Raw genomic sequence first — 17,325 nt, forward strand, 5'->3', positions numbered from 1 at the left:
CTGTAGCCTAATACAAACAGCGCCCCTGCAAGCTGCATTAATACAGGTTACACCTGCTATTTATGGCTTTAGGTTATTAGTCTAAAGTATAAGTTCTACAATCCACTTTACCTTTACGTAAACTTCACTTATATTGGAGTTATTCGAATGAGGTAAAAACACTATGAATCAAGATAATCAAACAAACTTTGCAAGTTCAGCCGCCGAACCGGCAAGCAATGAACAAACCTTTAGTATCAGTGAACTGGCTAAAGAGTTTGATATAACCACCCGCTCAATTCGCTTTTACGAAGATCAGGGCTTAATTTCACCTGAGCGTAATGGCCAAACCCGTATTTATTCAAAACGCGATAAAGTGCGTTTAAAACTTATTTTACGTGGCAAGCGGTTAGGTTTTACCTTAGCTGAAACAGGCCGTTTGTTTGAACTTTATGATGCCGATAAATCCAGCGCTAAACAGTTAGTGACTATGCTTGACTTAATTTCAGATAAAAAAGCTGATCTAAGCCAACAAATGGATGACATTAAAGTTGTCTTGATGGAATTAGTAACCGCAGAGCGTCGTTGTCGCGACACCTTAAATCAATTAGATGAATAACTAGTTTTAAACAATAACGATTAAATGACTATTCATTAACAGTCTCTCACACAGGAATGAATCATGAGCACTATTTCACTATATAAAGAAATGAACTTTGGCCTTGGCGAAACCGCAGATATGATCCGCGATCATGTAAACAGTTTTGCTAGCCAAGAAATTGCCCCTTTAGCTGAAAAAACCGATCTTGATAATGCGTTTCCTAATCAGCTTTGGCCACAACTTGGCGAAATGGGTGTATTAGGTATGACCGTACCCGAAGAGCTCGGTGGTGCCGGTTTAGGTTATCTAGAGCACGTAATCGCAATGGAAGAAATTAGCCGAGCGAGTGCCTCTATCGGCCTAAGTTACGGTGCTCATTCTAACCTGTGTGTTAATCAAATTAACCGTAATGGCACGCAAGCACAAAAAGAAAAATACTTACCAAAATTAATTAGTGGTGAGCATATTGGTGCCCTTGCCATGAGTGAGCCTAACGCAGGCTCTGACGTAGTATCAATGAAACTTAAAGCCGAGAAAAAAGGCGATAAGTACATTTTAAACGGTAATAAAATGTGGATCACCAATGGTCCAGATGCGCATACTTTAGTGATCTATGCTAAAACTGATTTAACCGCTGGCGCTAAAGGCATCACCGCATTTATTGTTGAGAGTAATTTCCCTGGTTTTTCTACCGCCCAAAAACTCGACAAACTCGGGATGCGCGGCTCAAATACCTGTGAATTAGTGTTCGAAAACTGTGAAGTACCAGAAGAGAACATCCTTGGCAATTTAAACGAAGGCGTTAAGGTACTAATGAGTGGCCTTGATTATGAACGTGTTGTGCTAGCGGCAGGCCCGCTGGGTATCATGCAAGCCTGTATGGATATTGTTGTACCTTATATTCATGAACGTAAGCAGTTTGATACACCGATTGGTCAATTTCAGCTGATACAAGGCAAAGTAGCCGACATGTATACACAAATGAATGCAGCTCGCTCTTATGTATACACTGTTGCGCGTTCATGTGATCGCGGTGAAACGACCCGTAAAGATGCCGCAGGCGCAATTTTATATGCGGCAGAGCTGGCAACTAAAATGGCACTTGATGCTATTCAAATTCTCGGTGGTAACGGTTATATCAACGAATACGCCACTGGCCGCCTATTGCGTGACGCTAAGCTTTATGAAATTGGTGCCGGTACCTCAGAAATTCGTCGCATGCTAATTGGTCGCGAATTATTTACTGAAAGCCGTTAAGGATAAGCGCTATGACTATTTTAAAATCAAGCGTCAACCCTCACGACCCGCAGTTTTTGCAAAATCATAAAAATATGGCGGCACTGGTTGATGATTTACGCGATAAAGTAAGCGAGATCAGCCAAGGTGGTGGCGTAGCGTTAATAGAACGCCATGAAAGCCGTGGTAAAATGTTCGTGCGTGAACGCATTAGTACCTTACTTGACGAAGGTTCACCATTTTTAGAGATTTCACAATTTGCAGCATTTGGTGTATATGAGCAAGCGATTCCTTGTGCCGGTGTAGTTGCCGGTATTGGCCGTGTTAAAGGCGTTGAATGTATGATCATCGCCAATGATGCGACAGTTAAGGGTGGCACCTATTTTCCGCTAACCGTTAAAAAACATTTACGCGCACAAGATATTGCCGAGCGGTGTCACCTACCGTGTATATATTTGGTTGATTCAGGTGGTGCCAACCTACCTGAGCAAGATGATGTGTTTCCTGACAAACTGCACTTTGGTCGTATTTTTTATAATCAAGCGCGTATGTCGGGCAAAGGCATTCCACAAATTGCAGTAGTTATGGGTTTATGTACCGCAGGTGGCGCGTACGTGCCTGCAATGGCCGACGAAAGCATCATTGTAAAAGAGCAAGGCACAATATTTTTAGCCGGCCCACCGCTGGTAAAAGCGGCTACAGGTGAAGAGGTAACCGCAGAAGAACTTGGCGGCGCTGATGTCCACTGTAAAACATCAGGGGTTGCCGATCATTACGCTGAAAATGACGCTCATGCGTTATCAATTGCTCGCCAATGTATTGAACGAATTAATTATCAACGCCCTACTTCGCCAATATTAGAGCAAGTAAAAGCACCGCGTTATGATATTAACGAATTATACGGCATTGTTGGCACCGATCTTAAAAAGCCATTTGATGTTCGTGAAGTGATTGCGCGTACCGTGGATGACTCTTCGTTTGATGAGTTTAAACGTTACTTTGGCGATACATTAGTGACTGGGTTTGCGAAAATCTATGGTCATCCGGTTGGGATTGTTGCTAACAATGGCATTTTGTTTAGTGAGTCAGCTCAAAAAGGCGCGCACTTTATACAGCTGTGCGCACAACGAAATATTCCACTGGTGTTTTTACAAAATATTACCGGCTTTATGGTAGGTAAAAAATACGAAGCCGAAGGCATTGCTAAACACGGCGCTAAAATGGTGATGGCTGTTTCGTGTGCTGATGTTCCAAAATTTACCGTATTAATTGGCGGCTCTTATGGCGCAGGTAACTATGGCATGTGTGGTCGTGCGTTTGAACCGACTATGATGTGGATGTGGCCTAATGCGCGTATTTCTGTGATGGGCGGCGAACAAGCAGCAGGCGTTATGGCGCAAGTTAAACAAGATGGTTTAGCCCGTAAAGGCCAAAGCATGACTGATGAGCAAATCAGCGAGTTTAAACAGCCGATTATCGAGCAATACGAGCAACAAGGTCATCCATACTATGCCAGCGCCCGTTTGTGGGATGACGGTATCATCGATCCAGCAGATACCCGAAGTGTGCTAGGTTTAGCTCTCAGTGCTGCAGCCAATGCACCAAAACGTGATTCGCAATTCGGCGTATTTAGAATGTAAGGACGTGAGTATGTCAGTAACACTACAAATAACTAAATCAAATGTGGCTGTACTCGTTTTAAGTCGCCCTGAAAAGCGCAATGCCTTTAACGAGCAAGTGATCCAAGAACTTATTCAATGTATAGAGCATGCTAATAGCTTAAATGTACGCGCCCTTGTTTTAAAAACTGAGGGAGAGCATTTCTCTGCAGGGGCTGATCTTAATTGGATGAAGTCCATGGCAAACAATGACTTCAGTGAGAATCTTGCGGATTCAAAACAACTTGCCAAATTAATGCATGTATTAGCCAGCAGCCCACTGCCAACGGTATGTGCTGTGCAAGGCGCGGCATTTGGCGGCGCACTGGGCTTAATTGCCTGTTGTGACATAGCCATATGCCAAGACAATGCACAGTTTTGTTTAAGCGAAGTAAAACTTGGCCTCATTCCAGCTGTAATCAGCCCGTATGTGATCAGAGCCATTGGCGAGCGCGCTGCACGTCGTTATTTTTTAACCGCTGAGATTTTTGATGCCCACACAGCCAAGCAATTAGGCTTAATTCATCAAGTAACCGGTAAACTTGAATGCGCGCTTGATCAACTACTCGAAACACTGATCAACAACGGCCCTGTCGCGGTTCGCGCAGCAAAACAATTGATCAACGATGTAGCTGGCCATGATATTAATGAACAAATCATAAATTTAACCGCAGAGCGTATCGCCAAAATTCGCGTATCTGAAGAAGGTCAAGAAGGGTTATCTGCCTTTTTTGAAAAACGCCCACCAAATTGGCAAAAATAGGGATCACCATGAGCACACAATCATTACAAAAAATTCTTATTGCTAATCGCGGCGAAATTGCCTGTCGGGTTATGCGTACCGCAAAGCAAATGGGCTTAACCACTGTGGCGGTTTACTCTGATGCAGATAAAAATTCACAACATGTAAAACTCGCCGATGAAGCCTACCATATTGGCGCAGCGCCGAGTAAAGACTCCTATTTGGTAGCTGATAAAATTATCCAAGTAGCACTGGATGCAGGTGCTGATTGCATTCACCCTGGTTACGGCTTTTTATCTGAGAACAGTGAATTTGCAAAGGCCTGTGAAGCCAATAATATTGCGTTTATAGGCCCACCAGCGAGCAGTATCGAAGCAATGGGCTCAAAAACCCGCGCCAAAGAAATAATGGCAGCCGCGAATGTACCATTAGTACCTGGTTATTATGGTGACAAACAAGATCCTGCGTTTTTACAAGCTGAAGCTGAAAAAATTGGTTACCCAGTGCTTATCAAAGCAGCCTTTGGTGGCGGTGGTAAAGGCATGCGCGTGGTTGAACATGCAAAAGACTTTATCAGTGCTCTACAAGGTGCACAGCGTGAGGCAATCGCCGGTTTTGGTAACGACTTAGTACTACTTGAGCGCTATGTTAATAAACCACGCCATGTTGAAGTGCAAGTGTTTGCTGATAATCACGGTAACTGTGTGTACTTAGGTGATCGTGATTGTTCATTACAACGCCGCCATCAAAAGGTGATTGAAGAAGCCCCCGCGCCTGGTTTATCTGACGAACTACGCAAAGAAATGGGCGAAGCCGCAGTACGCTGTGCACTTGCGATCAATTACCGAGGTGCAGGCACGGTTGAGTTTTTACTGTGTGGCGATGAATTCTTCTTTATGGAAATGAACACCCGGCTGCAAGTTGAGCACCCTGTTACTGAAATGGTGACTGGTGTCGATTTAGTTAATTGGCAAATTAACGTCGCCGCAGGTAACCCATTACCCATGCAACAAAGTGATATCCAATTACAGGGCCACAGCTTTGAAGCGCGTATTTACGCCGAAGATCCAAGCAATGACTTTATTCCTTGCTCTGGTACAATCAATGGCTTGTATATACCAGTTCAATCTGAGTATGTACGCATTGACACTGGGATCATGCAAGGGGATGAGATCAGTCCATTTTACGATCCTATGATCGCTAAATTGATCGTTCATGATGACTCGCGCGAGCAAGCTTTAGCACGATTAAGCACAGCCCTTGAACAATTCCATTTAGCGGGCTTTAGTTGTAATGTGAGTTTTTTACACACCCTTGCTAACCATGCAACCTTTAAGCAAGGCGCTCCTGATACTCACTTTATTGAAGAGCAAGGCGATGCGTTGCTTAAAGTTGATCAACAACACGCTGTTAGCAGCCGCATTATAGCTGCATTTAGCTATTTAACTGGGCTTAATCGTCAAGGAACTCAGAACGCATGGGACAGTCTAGCTGGTTTTAAACTCAATGCAGAAGCAACAATTAAGGTGCCATTCGTTGATAATGCGATCACTGCCGCAGCTCATCAAGCGGGGTACACAGTCCGCATCGATGAGGTTGACTATACAACCTCTGGCAGTATCGACAATAACCTGTGTAGTGTATTTATCAATGGCAATAAACATATCGCCCATGTGGTTACTGCAGACAATACCATCACAGTAATGTACAAAGCATTGCAAACTACCTTTGATATTTTTGATAAACACTATATCAGTGATCACGAAAGCGATGCCCTACCGCTTGCAGCACCACTTAATGGTACCGTTGTAAAACACCTTATTGACGTTGGCAGCACCATCACAAAAGGTGATGCTGTGGTGATCATCGAAGCAATGAAAATGGAATATACGCTCACCGCCCCCCATGATGGTGTATTGCAAAGCTATTGTTTTGCAGAAGGTGCTCTGGTGAGTCATGGTGCCCTATTAGCAATTGTCAGCGATGAGAGCGCAGCAGATGAATAGTACACTACCAAGTCATGTTCGCATTGTTGAAGTGGGTGCCCGTGATGGCTTACAAAACGAGCGTGCAGTAACTACTCAAGATAAGGTAACCTTAATTAACGCCCTTGCTGATGCAGGTATTAAAGACATTGAAGCAGGCGCATTTGTATCACCGAAATGGGTGCCACAAATGGCCGATTCCAGCGATGTGATCAGTGCGCTTGATTTACCTACGACTAATTTAACGGCACTTACGCCTAACTTAAAAGGTGCAGAAGCAGCCCATGCTGTGGGTATTAAAGAATTTGCTATTTTTACTGCTGCCAGTGAAGCCTTTTGTCAGAAGAATATTAACTGCTCAATTGACCAAAGCATAGCCCGCTTTACTGATGTAATGGCCTTTGCTAAATCACATAATATTCGTGTTCGTGGTTATGTTAGTTGTGTGCTTGGCTGCCCATACGAAGGCGATATCGATCCGCAGCGCGTACTACAAGTATGTCAAAAGTTATTAGACCTTGGTTGTTACGAAGTAAGCCTAGGTGACACTATTGGCGTAGGTACCGCAAAAAAGGTCGATGAGCTGTTGGACGTACTACTAGCTGAAATTGATAAGTCATTGTTAGCTGTTCATTTTCACGACACTTATGGTCAAGCGCTCACAAATATTTACACTGCCTTAAAGCGAGGTATAGCAACGGTTGACAGTGCAGTTGCAGGCCTTGGTGGCTGCCCTTATGCAAAGGGTGCGTCAGGAAATGTTGCCACTGAAGATGTAGTTTACTTACTACAAGGACTTGGCATAGAGCATGGAATTGATTTAGAAAGACTGGCTAAAGCTGGTTGGGCAATTTGCACGGCATTAAATAAACAACCTGTGAGCAAGGTATCCTTGGCACTTAAAAATCAAACTACTGATCAATAGTCTATATTTAGCCTTAAATTAGTAGTCATATAATTACAAATAAGGAGTGGGCCCATGGCCGGTTTCGATAAAGTGGTTTCAAGTTATGAAGCTGCAATGGAAGGCTTAAAAGATGGCGATACCATTATCGCTGGTGGTTTTGGTTTATGCGGTATCCCTGAGGGATTGATCAGCGAAATCAAACGTAAACAAACCAAAGAACTTACTGTGGTATCGAATAACTGCGGTGTAGATGATTTTGGTTTAGGTATTTTATTGCACGACAAGCAAATTAAAAAAATTATTGCCTCCTACGTGGGTGAAAATGCCCTATTCGAACAGCAATTGTTGAGCGGCGAGATTGATGTCGAGCTTACTCCGCAAGGTACGCTGGCTGAAAAAATGCGTGCCGGTGGTGCTGGCATTCCTGCTTTTTATACAGCGACAGGTTACGGTACGCCTGTGGCAGAAGGTAAAGATGTAAAAGAATTTAACGGACGCCCTTATATCTTAGAAGAATCAATCACTGGTGAGTTTGCCATTGTAAAAGCATGGAAAGCGGACCGTTATGGTAATTTAGTGTTTCGCCATACTGCCATGAACTTTAATCCAATGGCCGCAACAGCAGGTAAAATTACCGTTGCCGAAGTAGAAGAAATTGTTGAACCGGGTGAATTAGAACCAAGCCAAATTCACACCCCTGGTATTTTTGTTAATCGCGTGATCAAAGGTAACTTTGAAAAACGCATTGAACGTGTAACCACTCGCGATTAAGGAGCAATAATTATGGCATTATCACGTGAACAAGTCGCAATGCGCGTTGCACAAGAACTACAAGACGGTTATTACGTTAACCTCGGTATCGGTATTCCTACGTTAGTGGCAAACTACGTACCTGATAACATTGAAGTGATGTTACAGTCTGAAAATGGCTTACTAGGCATGGGGCAATACCCTACTAAAGCAGAGCTTGATGCAGATATGATAAACGCGGGTAAAGAAACCGTGACAGCAGCTAAAGGCGCAGCCATATTTAATAGTGCAGATAGTTTTGCAATGATCCGTGGAGGTCATGTAGACTTAACTGTTCTAGGTGCATTTGAAGTTGACCAAAACGGTAGTATCGCATCGTGGATGATCCCTAAAAAGTTGATCAAAGGCATGGGCGGCGCGATGGACCTTGTCGCTGGTGCAAAAAATATTATTGTTACTATGACCCATGCAAGTAAACATGGTGACTCGAAACTGCTAGAAAGTTGCTCTTTACCTTTAACTGGTGTTAACTGTGTAAAGAAAATAGTGACAGATTTAGCCGTGTTAGAAGTCAAAGACGGCGCATTTCATCTTTTAGAACGCGCACCGGGCGTGTCAGTTGATGAAATTATTAGTAAAACAGCAGGTAAATTACTTGTTGATGGTGAAATCCCTGAGATGGTTTTTTAATTTAACGCTCAGGTTCACCCTGTACCGACCTCATTCCCAGTGCCAATGGCGCTGAGTTACCCAAAATCCCTCGCAAGAGGGATTTTTTTTACCCTATTGCTAGGTTGCACTATGTTATGGCAAAAAAACTGTTTGTGCCCCATAATTGTGAAAACCACCCGCTATCTGTAATGCATAAAAAGTAAAATAACTAACTATTTAGCTGTCAAACTCAGCTTTGTAGATTAAATAAACTTTTAAAGTGTGCTTTTTAAGCATAAATCCACTAATTCACGATAACCCATACAAATCTTGTGCGTACTTTGCAAATTGGGTTAATAATTGCTTAACTAACGGTATGAGTTAATTAAATAGTATTATCATGCAAACACCTATCAGAGGATTGCGTTCATTTTGTTTTGCGGCAAGAACGCTAAGCTTTAAAGAAGCCGCCAATCAGCTTTATTTGACTCCATCTGCTGTTAGTCATCAAATAAAGCAACTAGAAGAACAGTTAGGGATTGAGTTGTTTGAGCGCCAAACACGCTCAATTAGACTTACAGCTGCGGGGAAAAACTTTTATGACTCGGTATCACCACTTATAAAAGCACTCGAAAAAACCATTAACGAATTTAGTCAGCTGCAAGAAAATATAACCATCAGCATTACTTTGCCAGAGTTTTTTGCCAGTGAGTTATTAATGCCGAAACTGAGCGAGTGGACTGTTGAGCACCCTAAAACCAATTTACAACTAAACACCATGAAAACGCGTAAAGAGTTAACTAAACAAAGTGATTTATCTATTGTGCTGTCGTCTTCGAAGCCAATTGAAGGCGTTGTCCACGAGCTGTTTTCATTACAATACACACCGGCTTGTAATAAAGAAAATTGGCAACAGTGGCACAAAAAGCCACTTGAAGCATTACAACAAGTGCCGTTAATTTTGCACAAAGCGCGTCCTTGGGCTTGGCATCAATGGGCTGAACATGCAGGCCTTGATGACTTTTCACCCAAGCAAATTATACAAGTAGATAGTATGTTTGGTGTTGCCCGTGCAGCGCAACAAGGTATGGGTATAGCGCTAATTCCTTTGCCTATTAGTCAAACATGGTTTGACGAAGGCTGGTTGTGCAACTTTACTGATGAACCATTAGTAACCAAGGATAAATACTATTTAGTACAGCACTACCCTGGCGAGGCAAATGCACAGCTTGAGCTATTTATAAAATGGCTGCTAGACACATTTAAACACTTAAAATAAAGCCAATAACAGTGATGATCCGACATTAATTGTACTCTTATAATTTGATATACAACTCATTAAATACGATAAACCCAGCTCAATGGGTTTATCGTAAAAATAGTTTATTTTGAAGCCTTACTCTGCATTTCCTCAGCCATTATTCTAAACTGTTAGGTGTCTTTGCGAGCGACAAAATCTAACACAGTTGCATTGATACAATAACGATCTTCACCTTTTGGGCCTTCACCTGGGAACAAATGCCCTAAATGAATACCCGTAGATTTAGATTTAATTTCAATACGTTGCATACCGTAACTATTGTCTTCATGCATGGTCACACTGTCTTTGATGGGGTGAGTAAATGACAGCCACCCGGTGCCCGATTTGAACCGATCCCGAGTATCAAACAGTGGTACACCACTGAGTTTGTCTATAAAAATACCGTCCGGGGTATTTTTAAAAATATCGTACTGTTTACAAAACGGACTATCTGTACGGGCCTTAAATGCCACTGTATATGCTTCACTATCCCCTAATTTAAATGCGCCAAGTGCTTTATAAAACTCTTCGCTAGACACATAACCTTGGCGACCATAAACCTCTTTACCATCTTCTAAAAATAAGATTGTTGGGGTGGCCCACGTCGCTGATTTAATCGTTAAACCATCAAGTTGATCGGCTTTACGATAAGTGACGGCAATGGTTCCTTGATAATCATTTAACACATCTTTTTTGAGTTTTTCACAATAAGGGCAGTAATCTCGTGAATCAATGATCACTATCTGCTTTCCTGCGAGTAAAGCCGTATTATCAACTTTATCATCACTGCGTTTTTCAAAAACAACGCCTGTTGAATGATCTGGGCAATAGCCATTAGGATTTTTAACTAAGTAGTCTTGGTGATATTCCTCAGCCGGAAAAAATACCGTTAATGGTTTTATAATGGTTTTTATAGAGCCATAACCAGCTTGGGTTAGTTTATCTTGATACTGCTGTTTTAATTCTTCAGCCAGTGCAGCTTGTTGCTCAGTAGTAGTTAAAATAATTGAACGGTACTGCGTGCCAATATCATTTCCTTGGCGATTTTTTTGCGTTGGATCATGACTTTCAAAGTAACTTTTTAATAACGTTGCAGCACTGATTATATTGCTATTGTAAGTAACCTGAACAACTTCAGCGTAATTATTTTCATCGAACTTGCGCGATGATTGGGTAATATTACGATAAGTTGCTTTAAAACCCTTACCATCTGCATAGCCTGACTTTGCATCAATTACACCAGGAAGCGCTTCATAACGTTTTTCTGCCCCCCAAAAGCAACCAGAACCAAGTACCATGGTTTCTAAATGCATTGTTGCTTGAATATCATTATCTTTTTCATTGTTAAGGGAAACACCATAACTTGCCGCACTGAACAAAATTGTTAAAGTGGTTAATTTAAGCCAATTCTTTGCTGCCAACATACTCTACCTCTTTCTATTTGTTGCTTCATTTTAGTAGACCTTGAAGCAGAACATATTATTTCAGGAATGTGGGTTATTTTATCGCTCATTATTGCGGCTTTACCGAATCCGACTTAACCTATGCGAATAAATGAGGTAAAACGTGTTTATTTAATAAAGGTACAAATATGAAAAACCTTATTGCTTTTTCTGCATTATCAATTGCCCTTGCACTTAGTACGCAAAGCCATGCTGCAGAGTTTAATTTTTCTTCCAAGCTTGATAGTAATGCACAAGCATTAGTGTTGTTTTACAGTGAGGATGGGAGCAATACCGCATTTAACTCAATCAATAAAAAGTTCAATGCTCAATTACAGCACGCTATTGAAAATGAAAGTTTTAGTGGCAAATACGCCAGTACTGTTGAATTAATTGCACCTTATAATAGTGACTATAAACGCGTGCTAATTGTTGGTACCGGTAAGCAAGATAAGCTTGATAGAGCGTTAATGACCAAACTAGGTGGTAATATTCATGCGCGATTAATGAGCAGTAAAACAACAACTGCTGCGGTTGCATTCGATGACGTTGAAGGCGTAAACAATAACAGTGTACTTAGTGCTCACTTTGCACACGGTGCAAATTTACGCGACCATCGTTTTGAAAAATATAAACAAAATCCGAACACTCACACTGTCAGTTATCATTTTGACGTTAGTAATTCCAAGCAAACAAAACGTAATTATTCTGAACTTGAAAGCATTCAAGCAGGAGTGTTTTTAGCACGTGACTTAACCTCAGAAGTGGCCAGCGAAATGACTCCTGTTGACTTTGCTAGTGCGGCAAAAGAGCTTGAGTCTCTAGGTGTAGAAATCACTATTTTAGAGCCTAAGCAATTAATAGAACTAGGTATGGGGGCACTTGAAGCTGTCGGGCGTGGCAGCGAACAAGGCGCTCGCTTAGTCGTTGCACATTACAAAGGCTCAAACGCGACCCCTATTGCTCTGGTTGGTAAAGGGATCACCTTTGACTCTGGTGGTTATAGTATCAAAACAGGCGCATCAATTGCGCGTATGAAATCTGATATGGCTGGCGCCGCCGCTGTACTTGGGACTATCAAAGCAATGGCGCTTGCAAAAGCTGACAAAAACATTGTTGCCGTTATGGGTATGGCTGCCAATATGGTGTCGCAATACGCTGTTGCCCCTGGTGATGTGGTTCGCACCGCAGAAGGTTTAAGCGTTGAGATTGTTAATACTGATGCAGAAGGACGCTTAGTATTAAGTGATGCAATGTGGTATGCACGTGAATATTTCAAGCCGGAGATCATGATAGACGTTGCCACCCTTACCGGCTCTAAAATCAAAGCCGTAGGTAACGATTATGCGGCGGTGTTTTCTGATGACGATACGCTTGTTACGCAACTCACTTTAGCTGGAATGCAAGTAAACGAAAACCTATGGCGCTTACCGCTGGGATATAAAGAAACCTTAAGTTCAGACATTGCCGATCTTAAAAACCTAGGCTCAAGTGGCCCCGGAGCAACAACGGCCGCCAGCTTTTTGCAACATTTTGCTGGTGAAACTCGTTGGGTACACATAGATATTGCAGGTAATGCACTAGCAACTAAAGGAAAAGATGAAATTTCACCAGGCGGCACAGGTTATGGTGTGCGCTTGCTCAGTGAGTGGCTGTTAAGTAATTAGCAGTAAGCTATTATAACTTAATGCATTCTACTAACATCATTAGTTGTTATAACAACTGTGGCATTATCAAACACCTACTCTAAGCAATAGTGAGTGATATGCCACAGTTTTTTATAGTCTGACTCACATATCTAGTTTACGTGTATTAGTCCAGAACATTCCATAACCAAACTAATGTGTTTGCGCTACACTGGGTAATGTTAATATTGCAAGGTTGTTAACTAGTCGCATCGCTATAAACATTTCATACGTTATATGCTAGTTTGAGGTATTCAAGAATAATAAATACATTTGGCTATGGATCAACAAACTATCTCTCCAACTATTAGTGTCCTCAGTAATAACAGCATATTGCTTGATGCCACTGCCCTAAACGATGACAGTCTGAGCATTCAAAAAAAAATCTGGGCACTAGTGCAACAATGCAACACCAGCGACGCCTTTATAGATGTAGTACCCGCAATGAACTCGCTGACAGTTTATTTAATAGACCCTACTTCGCTTGCTCACTGGCAAGCTCAGTTAGCACTTTGGTGGGCAAATATAAATCCGCACGACTATCAGGGTAAGCATCATAAAATTATTACCCAATACGGTGGTGACTATGGCCCAGATCTAGACTATGTAGCTGAGTATCACAATTTATCGCCACAACAAGTAATTGATATACATAGCCAAGGGCATTATCAAGTATTGTTTTTAGGCTTTCAGCCAGGCTTTGCATATTTGCACGGTCTGAATAGTCAATTACATACTCCGCGCAGAGCACAGCCGCGAACTCGAGTGCCCAAAGGTTCGGTTGCCATTGGCGCTAATCAAACCGCGATTTACCCAGCTGATTCGCCCGGTGGTTGGCATATTATCGGCCACAGTGATTTTGCATTATTTGACAGTGAAAATACTCCACCATGCGCAATACAACCGGGCGATACGCTGCAATTTATTACTAAGGAGTCGGTATTATGATCACCGTAATAAAGCCCGGAATGCAAATGACGATTCAAGATCTCGGCCGTCATGGCTATCGTCATTTAGGAATTGCCCAATCTGGTGCGCTTGACCCTTATGCAATGATCATTGCCAATCGTTTAGTGGGCAATGATGATAATCAAAGTGTTATTGAGATCACTTTAGGCTTAGCGCAATTGCAGTTTCAATGTGCCACTGTTATTGCGCTGCATGGCGCTGATATGCAAGCAAAGCTTGATGGAGTAAGTATTTATCCCGGCTGGAGTTACCCAGTAGAGCAAGGACAAACACTGACATTTGCCACCGCTCGGCAAGGTTTTCGCAGCTACCTCGCAATTAAAGGCGGCATTGATTGTCATGCAGTGATGAATTCAACAGCCACCGATATTGCAGCAGGTTTTGGTGGCCTAACGGGCGCGCCTTTACAAGCCAATGATCAAGTCCCAATCACGCCATTTGATGGCAATTGGCCGCAACGTGGTGCGATTGCCCCCGCTAAGCGCAGTGTGATCCGCGTCCATTCAGGCCCACATAAACAATTACTATCACAACAATTTAGTGATTTTTTTGCCCAGACGAAATGGCAAGTCAGTTCGCAAAGTAATCGTATGGGAGTGAGGCTCAGTACTGAGAATAATCAATTAATGCATACACATTCATTGCCTTCTTTAGCTGTTAGCCCGGGCTCTATACAACTAACGCCCAGTGGTGAGCCTATCGTATTGCTAAATGATGGCCAAACAACCGGAGGATACCCGCTACTTGGTACTATAATAAGTGCGGATCAACACCAATTTGCACAACTTAAACCTGGTGACTTTGTGCGATTTGAATTCGTCAACCTAGCAGCTGCAAATACTGCGCAGCGAAAACTTGACGCTCACCTACAACAATTGACTATTGCACTAAAAAACTTGAGCATCAGATAACCAATCACTAAATAAAAGCTCAGCTTAATAAATAATAATAAACACAGCACAGTGTAGGAACTATGATGTTTGATCTTAATTATTGGCCATTAATTGGCATTCCAGTGGTTGTGCTAGGATTTGCCTTGCGCTTTAACCCACTGATTGTAGTAACCGTTGCTGGCCTTGCAACTGGTTGGGCGGTAAATTTAGATATCCTCACCCTTTTGCAAACCTTTGGCGAGAAGTTTATGAACTCTCGTCAACTGGCCAGCTTTATTCTTATTTTACCCGTTATCGCACTGCTAGAGCGCTATGGTTTACAACAGCATGCGAAAAACTGGATTGCACAAATTCAAAGTGCCACCAGCGCACGTATATTAGCCCTGTATTTTATCGTTCGAGAATGCTCAGCAGCCCTTGGGTTATTAAGCCTTGGCGGTCAAGCACAAACTGTTCGTCCATTATTAGCCCCCATGGCATTAGGTGCCGCGACCAATAAACACGGTGAGCTGCCAAAACCCATAAAAGACATGATCAGCGCCCATGCAGCTGCCGTTGATAATATTGCGATGTTCTTTGGAGAAGACATTTTCATTGCTTTTGGTGCTGTACTATTGATGGATGCCTTCTTAAAGGAAAACGGCATTGCCGGTATTGAACCGCTGCATATTGGTTTATGGGCTATTCCGACCGCCATTGCCGCACTCATTATTCATTTATTTAGATTATCTCGTTTAGAAGCAAAAATAGCTCTGGCTGTTGCTCACTACAAACAGCAGGAAGTGTGATGAGTAAAGTACTAACAACCGATGTAACTAACTCAAACGCTACAATTATCACCATTGAGAACATTTATTTATTAATCGGTCTCGTTGTGATGTTTTTAGTTGTTCGAACGCTGCAAGACAAAAACCATCCAAAAAGGCTCACCACAGCATTATTTTGGTTGTTATTTGGTAGCAGTTTTTTATTTGGTGATGTATCTATTGCCTTGTTCGGCAAAGCCAACACTTATTTATGGGTTGGTGTGAGCGTAGTATTAATTGCCCTGTTAGCGGGTTTAAACCTAGTAAGCATGGGCAGTTATCAACCACTCACTGAGCAGCAACAAACACAATCGGCCTCTCGCCTGGGCAATAAATTATTTGTTCCCGCATTAATGATACCCGTGATCACGGTATTACTGACTGTTTCTTTTGATGGTATCGCAATTGGTGATTATTACTTACTTGATCAACGTCATTTAACTCTCGCATCTCTCACTATAGCGTGTGTGTCTGCGCTACTGATTGGCTGGAAAATTACTGGGGGAAATCCGATTGAAGCTATCACTGAATCCCGTCGGCTGCTAGATTCTATCGGTTGGGCAGCAATACTGCCACAAATGCTAGCAATGCTTGGTGGCGTGTTTATTGTGGCGCAAACAGGAGACTCAATTAAAGAGTTGGTTACTTTATTTATAGCGCCAGAGAATCGTTTTATGCTGGTGGTGCTGTATTGTGTTGGCATGGCGTTATTTACCATGGTGATGGGAAATGCGTTTGCTGCATTTCCGGTAATGACTGCGGGTATTGCTATGCCTTTTTTAATCGAAGGTCATGGCGCCAGCGCCGCACCACTGGTAGCAATTGGGATGTACAGTGGTTACTGTGGAACGTTAATGACGCCAATGGCAGCAAACTTTAATATCATTCCAGCGGCATTACTCGACCTAAAAGACAAATACCATGTTATAAAGGTGCAAATACCTACTGCGCTGGCCTTATTAACGGTCAATATTATTTTAATGTATATGGTGGTTTTTAATGACTAAACTGACATCAAGCATGCCCTGCGTATTGATAACTGGGTTTGCACCATTTGGCGGCGAATCGCTCAATCCGTCGTGGCAAGCGGTAAGCAAACTCGACGAACATTTAATCGCTAAGCACCGAGTAATAGCCCTTGAGCTACCGTGTGAGTTTAATACCTCATTAGAGGTGCTTTATAAAGCCATAGAGCAGCATCATCCGGTTCTAGTATTATGTATCGGCCAAGCCGGTGGCCGCAGTGAAATAAGCATAGAGCGTATCGCGATTAATATTGATGATGCCCGAATTAAAGACAACGCAGGAAAGCAACCCATTGATCACCCCGTAGTCAAAAATGCTCCTGCTGCTTATTTTGCACAATTACCTATCAAACGCATGTTATTAGCACTGCAACAAAGTGAGATCCCAGCCGCCATTTCTAATACAGCGGGTACATATGTGTGTAATCACGTTATGTATGGTCTATTACATCATATCAATGAGCATGAACCACACATCAAAGGGGGCTTTGTGCATATCCCTTATTTACCAAGCCAAGCTGTGCACCATAATGGCGCACCGAGTATGAGCGAAGAAACTGTGCTAAGCGCGTTAAAAGTAATGATCAACGAAGCTATTGTTGCAAAACAAGATGTAAAAGTCGCGGCTGGCACCACCCACTGACCAATTTGGTGCATCAGCGGCCATACTGGTGCATAAATTATTCTGAAAATATT

16 protein-coding genes are annotated in these 17,325 nt (G+C 42.4%); 15 read left to right on the forward strand and 1 reads right to left on the reverse strand.

Annotation, left to right across the window (positions count from 1 at the left end; all coding sequences use genetic code 11):
- The first annotated feature begins 163 nt into the window (after positions 1 to 163).
- From H5182_RS00385 to H5182_RS00425, 9 genes are all read left to right on the forward strand, one after another.
- Positions 164 to 598 (forward strand): MerR family DNA-binding transcriptional regulator, encoded by a 435-nt coding sequence (locus H5182_RS00385; protein WP_145233276.1) that lies wholly within the window; start codon positions 164 to 166, stop codon positions 596 to 598.
- A 63-nt stretch (positions 599 to 661) separates the two neighbouring features.
- Complete coding sequence (locus H5182_RS00390; RefSeq protein ID WP_182730585.1) at positions 662 to 1,837, forward strand: isovaleryl-CoA dehydrogenase; 1,176 nt, start codon at positions 662 to 664, stop codon at positions 1,835 to 1,837.
- An 11-nt stretch (positions 1,838 to 1,848) separates the two neighbouring features.
- Positions 1,849 to 3,456, forward strand: a complete 1,608-nt coding sequence (locus H5182_RS00395) for a carboxyl transferase domain-containing protein (protein ID WP_149982463.1) — start codon at positions 1,849 to 1,851, stop codon at positions 3,454 to 3,456.
- 10 nt (positions 3,457 to 3,466) lie between these two features.
- The gene (locus tag H5182_RS00400; RefSeq protein WP_145233273.1) at positions 3,467 to 4,237 is read left to right on the forward strand and encodes an enoyl-CoA hydratase/isomerase family protein; all 771 of its coding nucleotides are present in this window, start codon (positions 3,467 to 3,469) and stop codon (positions 4,235 to 4,237) included.
- Positions 4,238 to 4,245: 8 nt separating this feature from the next.
- Positions 4,246 to 6,222, forward strand: a complete 1,977-nt coding sequence (locus tag H5182_RS00405) for an acetyl/propionyl/methylcrotonyl-CoA carboxylase subunit alpha (RefSeq protein WP_182759304.1) — start codon at positions 4,246 to 4,248, stop codon at positions 6,220 to 6,222.
- The gene (locus H5182_RS00410; RefSeq protein ID WP_182759305.1) at positions 6,215 to 7,126 is read left to right on the forward strand and encodes a hydroxymethylglutaryl-CoA lyase; all 912 of its coding nucleotides are present in this window, start codon (positions 6,215 to 6,217) and stop codon (positions 7,124 to 7,126) included. The genes H5182_RS00405 and H5182_RS00410 overlap by 8 nt, the downstream gene beginning before the upstream one ends.
- A 54-nt stretch (positions 7,127 to 7,180) precedes the next feature.
- Positions 7,181 to 7,879 (forward strand): CoA transferase subunit A, encoded by a 699-nt coding sequence (locus H5182_RS00415; RefSeq protein ID WP_145233270.1) that lies wholly within the window; start codon positions 7,181 to 7,183, stop codon positions 7,877 to 7,879.
- A 12-nt stretch (positions 7,880 to 7,891) separates the two neighbouring features.
- Positions 7,892 to 8,548: a 3-oxoacid CoA-transferase subunit B gene (locus H5182_RS00420; RefSeq protein WP_145233269.1), complete on the forward strand. Its 657-nt coding sequence runs from the start codon at positions 7,892 to 7,894 to the stop codon at positions 8,546 to 8,548.
- Between the two features lie 361 nt (positions 8,549 to 8,909).
- Positions 8,910 to 9,788, forward strand: a complete 879-nt coding sequence (locus H5182_RS00425) for a LysR family transcriptional regulator (RefSeq protein ID WP_145233266.1) — start codon at positions 8,910 to 8,912, stop codon at positions 9,786 to 9,788.
- A 152-nt stretch (positions 9,789 to 9,940) separates the two neighbouring features.
- Here the strand turns inward: H5182_RS00425 and msrA are convergent, their stop codons facing one another.
- Positions 9,941 to 11,233: a peptide-methionine (S)-S-oxide reductase MsrA gene (gene msrA, locus H5182_RS00430; RefSeq protein WP_182719001.1), complete on the reverse strand. Its 1,293-nt coding sequence runs from the start codon at positions 11,231 to 11,233 to the stop codon at positions 9,941 to 9,943.
- A gap of 167 nt (positions 11,234 to 11,400) precedes the next feature.
- Between msrA and H5182_RS00435 the strand changes: the two genes are divergently transcribed.
- The 6 genes from H5182_RS00435 (at position 11,401) to pcp (ending at position 17,272) form a co-directional block, all read left to right on the forward strand.
- A complete protein-coding gene (locus H5182_RS00435; protein WP_182759306.1) occupies positions 11,401 to 12,918 on the forward strand; it encodes a leucyl aminopeptidase in 1,518 nt (505 codons plus the stop codon).
- Positions 12,919 to 13,215: 297 nt separating this feature from the next.
- Positions 13,216 to 13,884 carry a 5-oxoprolinase subunit PxpB gene (pxpB, locus tag H5182_RS00440; RefSeq protein ID WP_145233263.1) on the forward strand — a complete coding sequence of 223 codons (669 nt, stop codon included), beginning with the start codon at positions 13,216 to 13,218 and terminating at the stop codon, positions 13,882 to 13,884.
- Complete coding sequence (locus H5182_RS00445; protein WP_182759307.1) at positions 13,881 to 14,816, forward strand: biotin-dependent carboxyltransferase family protein; 936 nt, start codon at positions 13,881 to 13,883, stop codon at positions 14,814 to 14,816. Before pxpB ends, H5182_RS00445 begins: the two co-directional genes overlap by 4 nt.
- A 65-nt stretch (positions 14,817 to 14,881) precedes the next feature.
- Positions 14,882 to 15,586, forward strand: a complete 705-nt coding sequence (locus tag H5182_RS00450; RefSeq protein WP_145233413.1) for a DUF969 domain-containing protein — start codon at positions 14,882 to 14,884, stop codon at positions 15,584 to 15,586.
- Entirely contained in the window at positions 15,586 to 16,611 is a 1,026-nt protein-coding gene (locus tag H5182_RS00455; protein WP_182759308.1) for a DUF979 domain-containing protein, read from the forward strand. Before H5182_RS00450 ends, H5182_RS00455 begins: the two co-directional genes overlap by 1 nt.
- Complete coding sequence (pcp, locus tag H5182_RS00460; RefSeq protein ID WP_149982472.1) at positions 16,604 to 17,272, forward strand: pyroglutamyl-peptidase I; 669 nt, start codon at positions 16,604 to 16,606, stop codon at positions 17,270 to 17,272. Before H5182_RS00455 ends, pcp begins: the two co-directional genes overlap by 8 nt.
- Positions 17,273 to 17,325: the final 53 nt, after the last annotated feature.

Origin of the sequence: Pseudoalteromonas sp. SG44-17, from assembly GCF_014164235.1 — a bacterium.
Classification (GTDB): domain Bacteria; phylum Pseudomonadota; class Gammaproteobacteria; order Enterobacterales; family Alteromonadaceae; genus Pseudoalteromonas; species Pseudoalteromonas rhizosphaerae.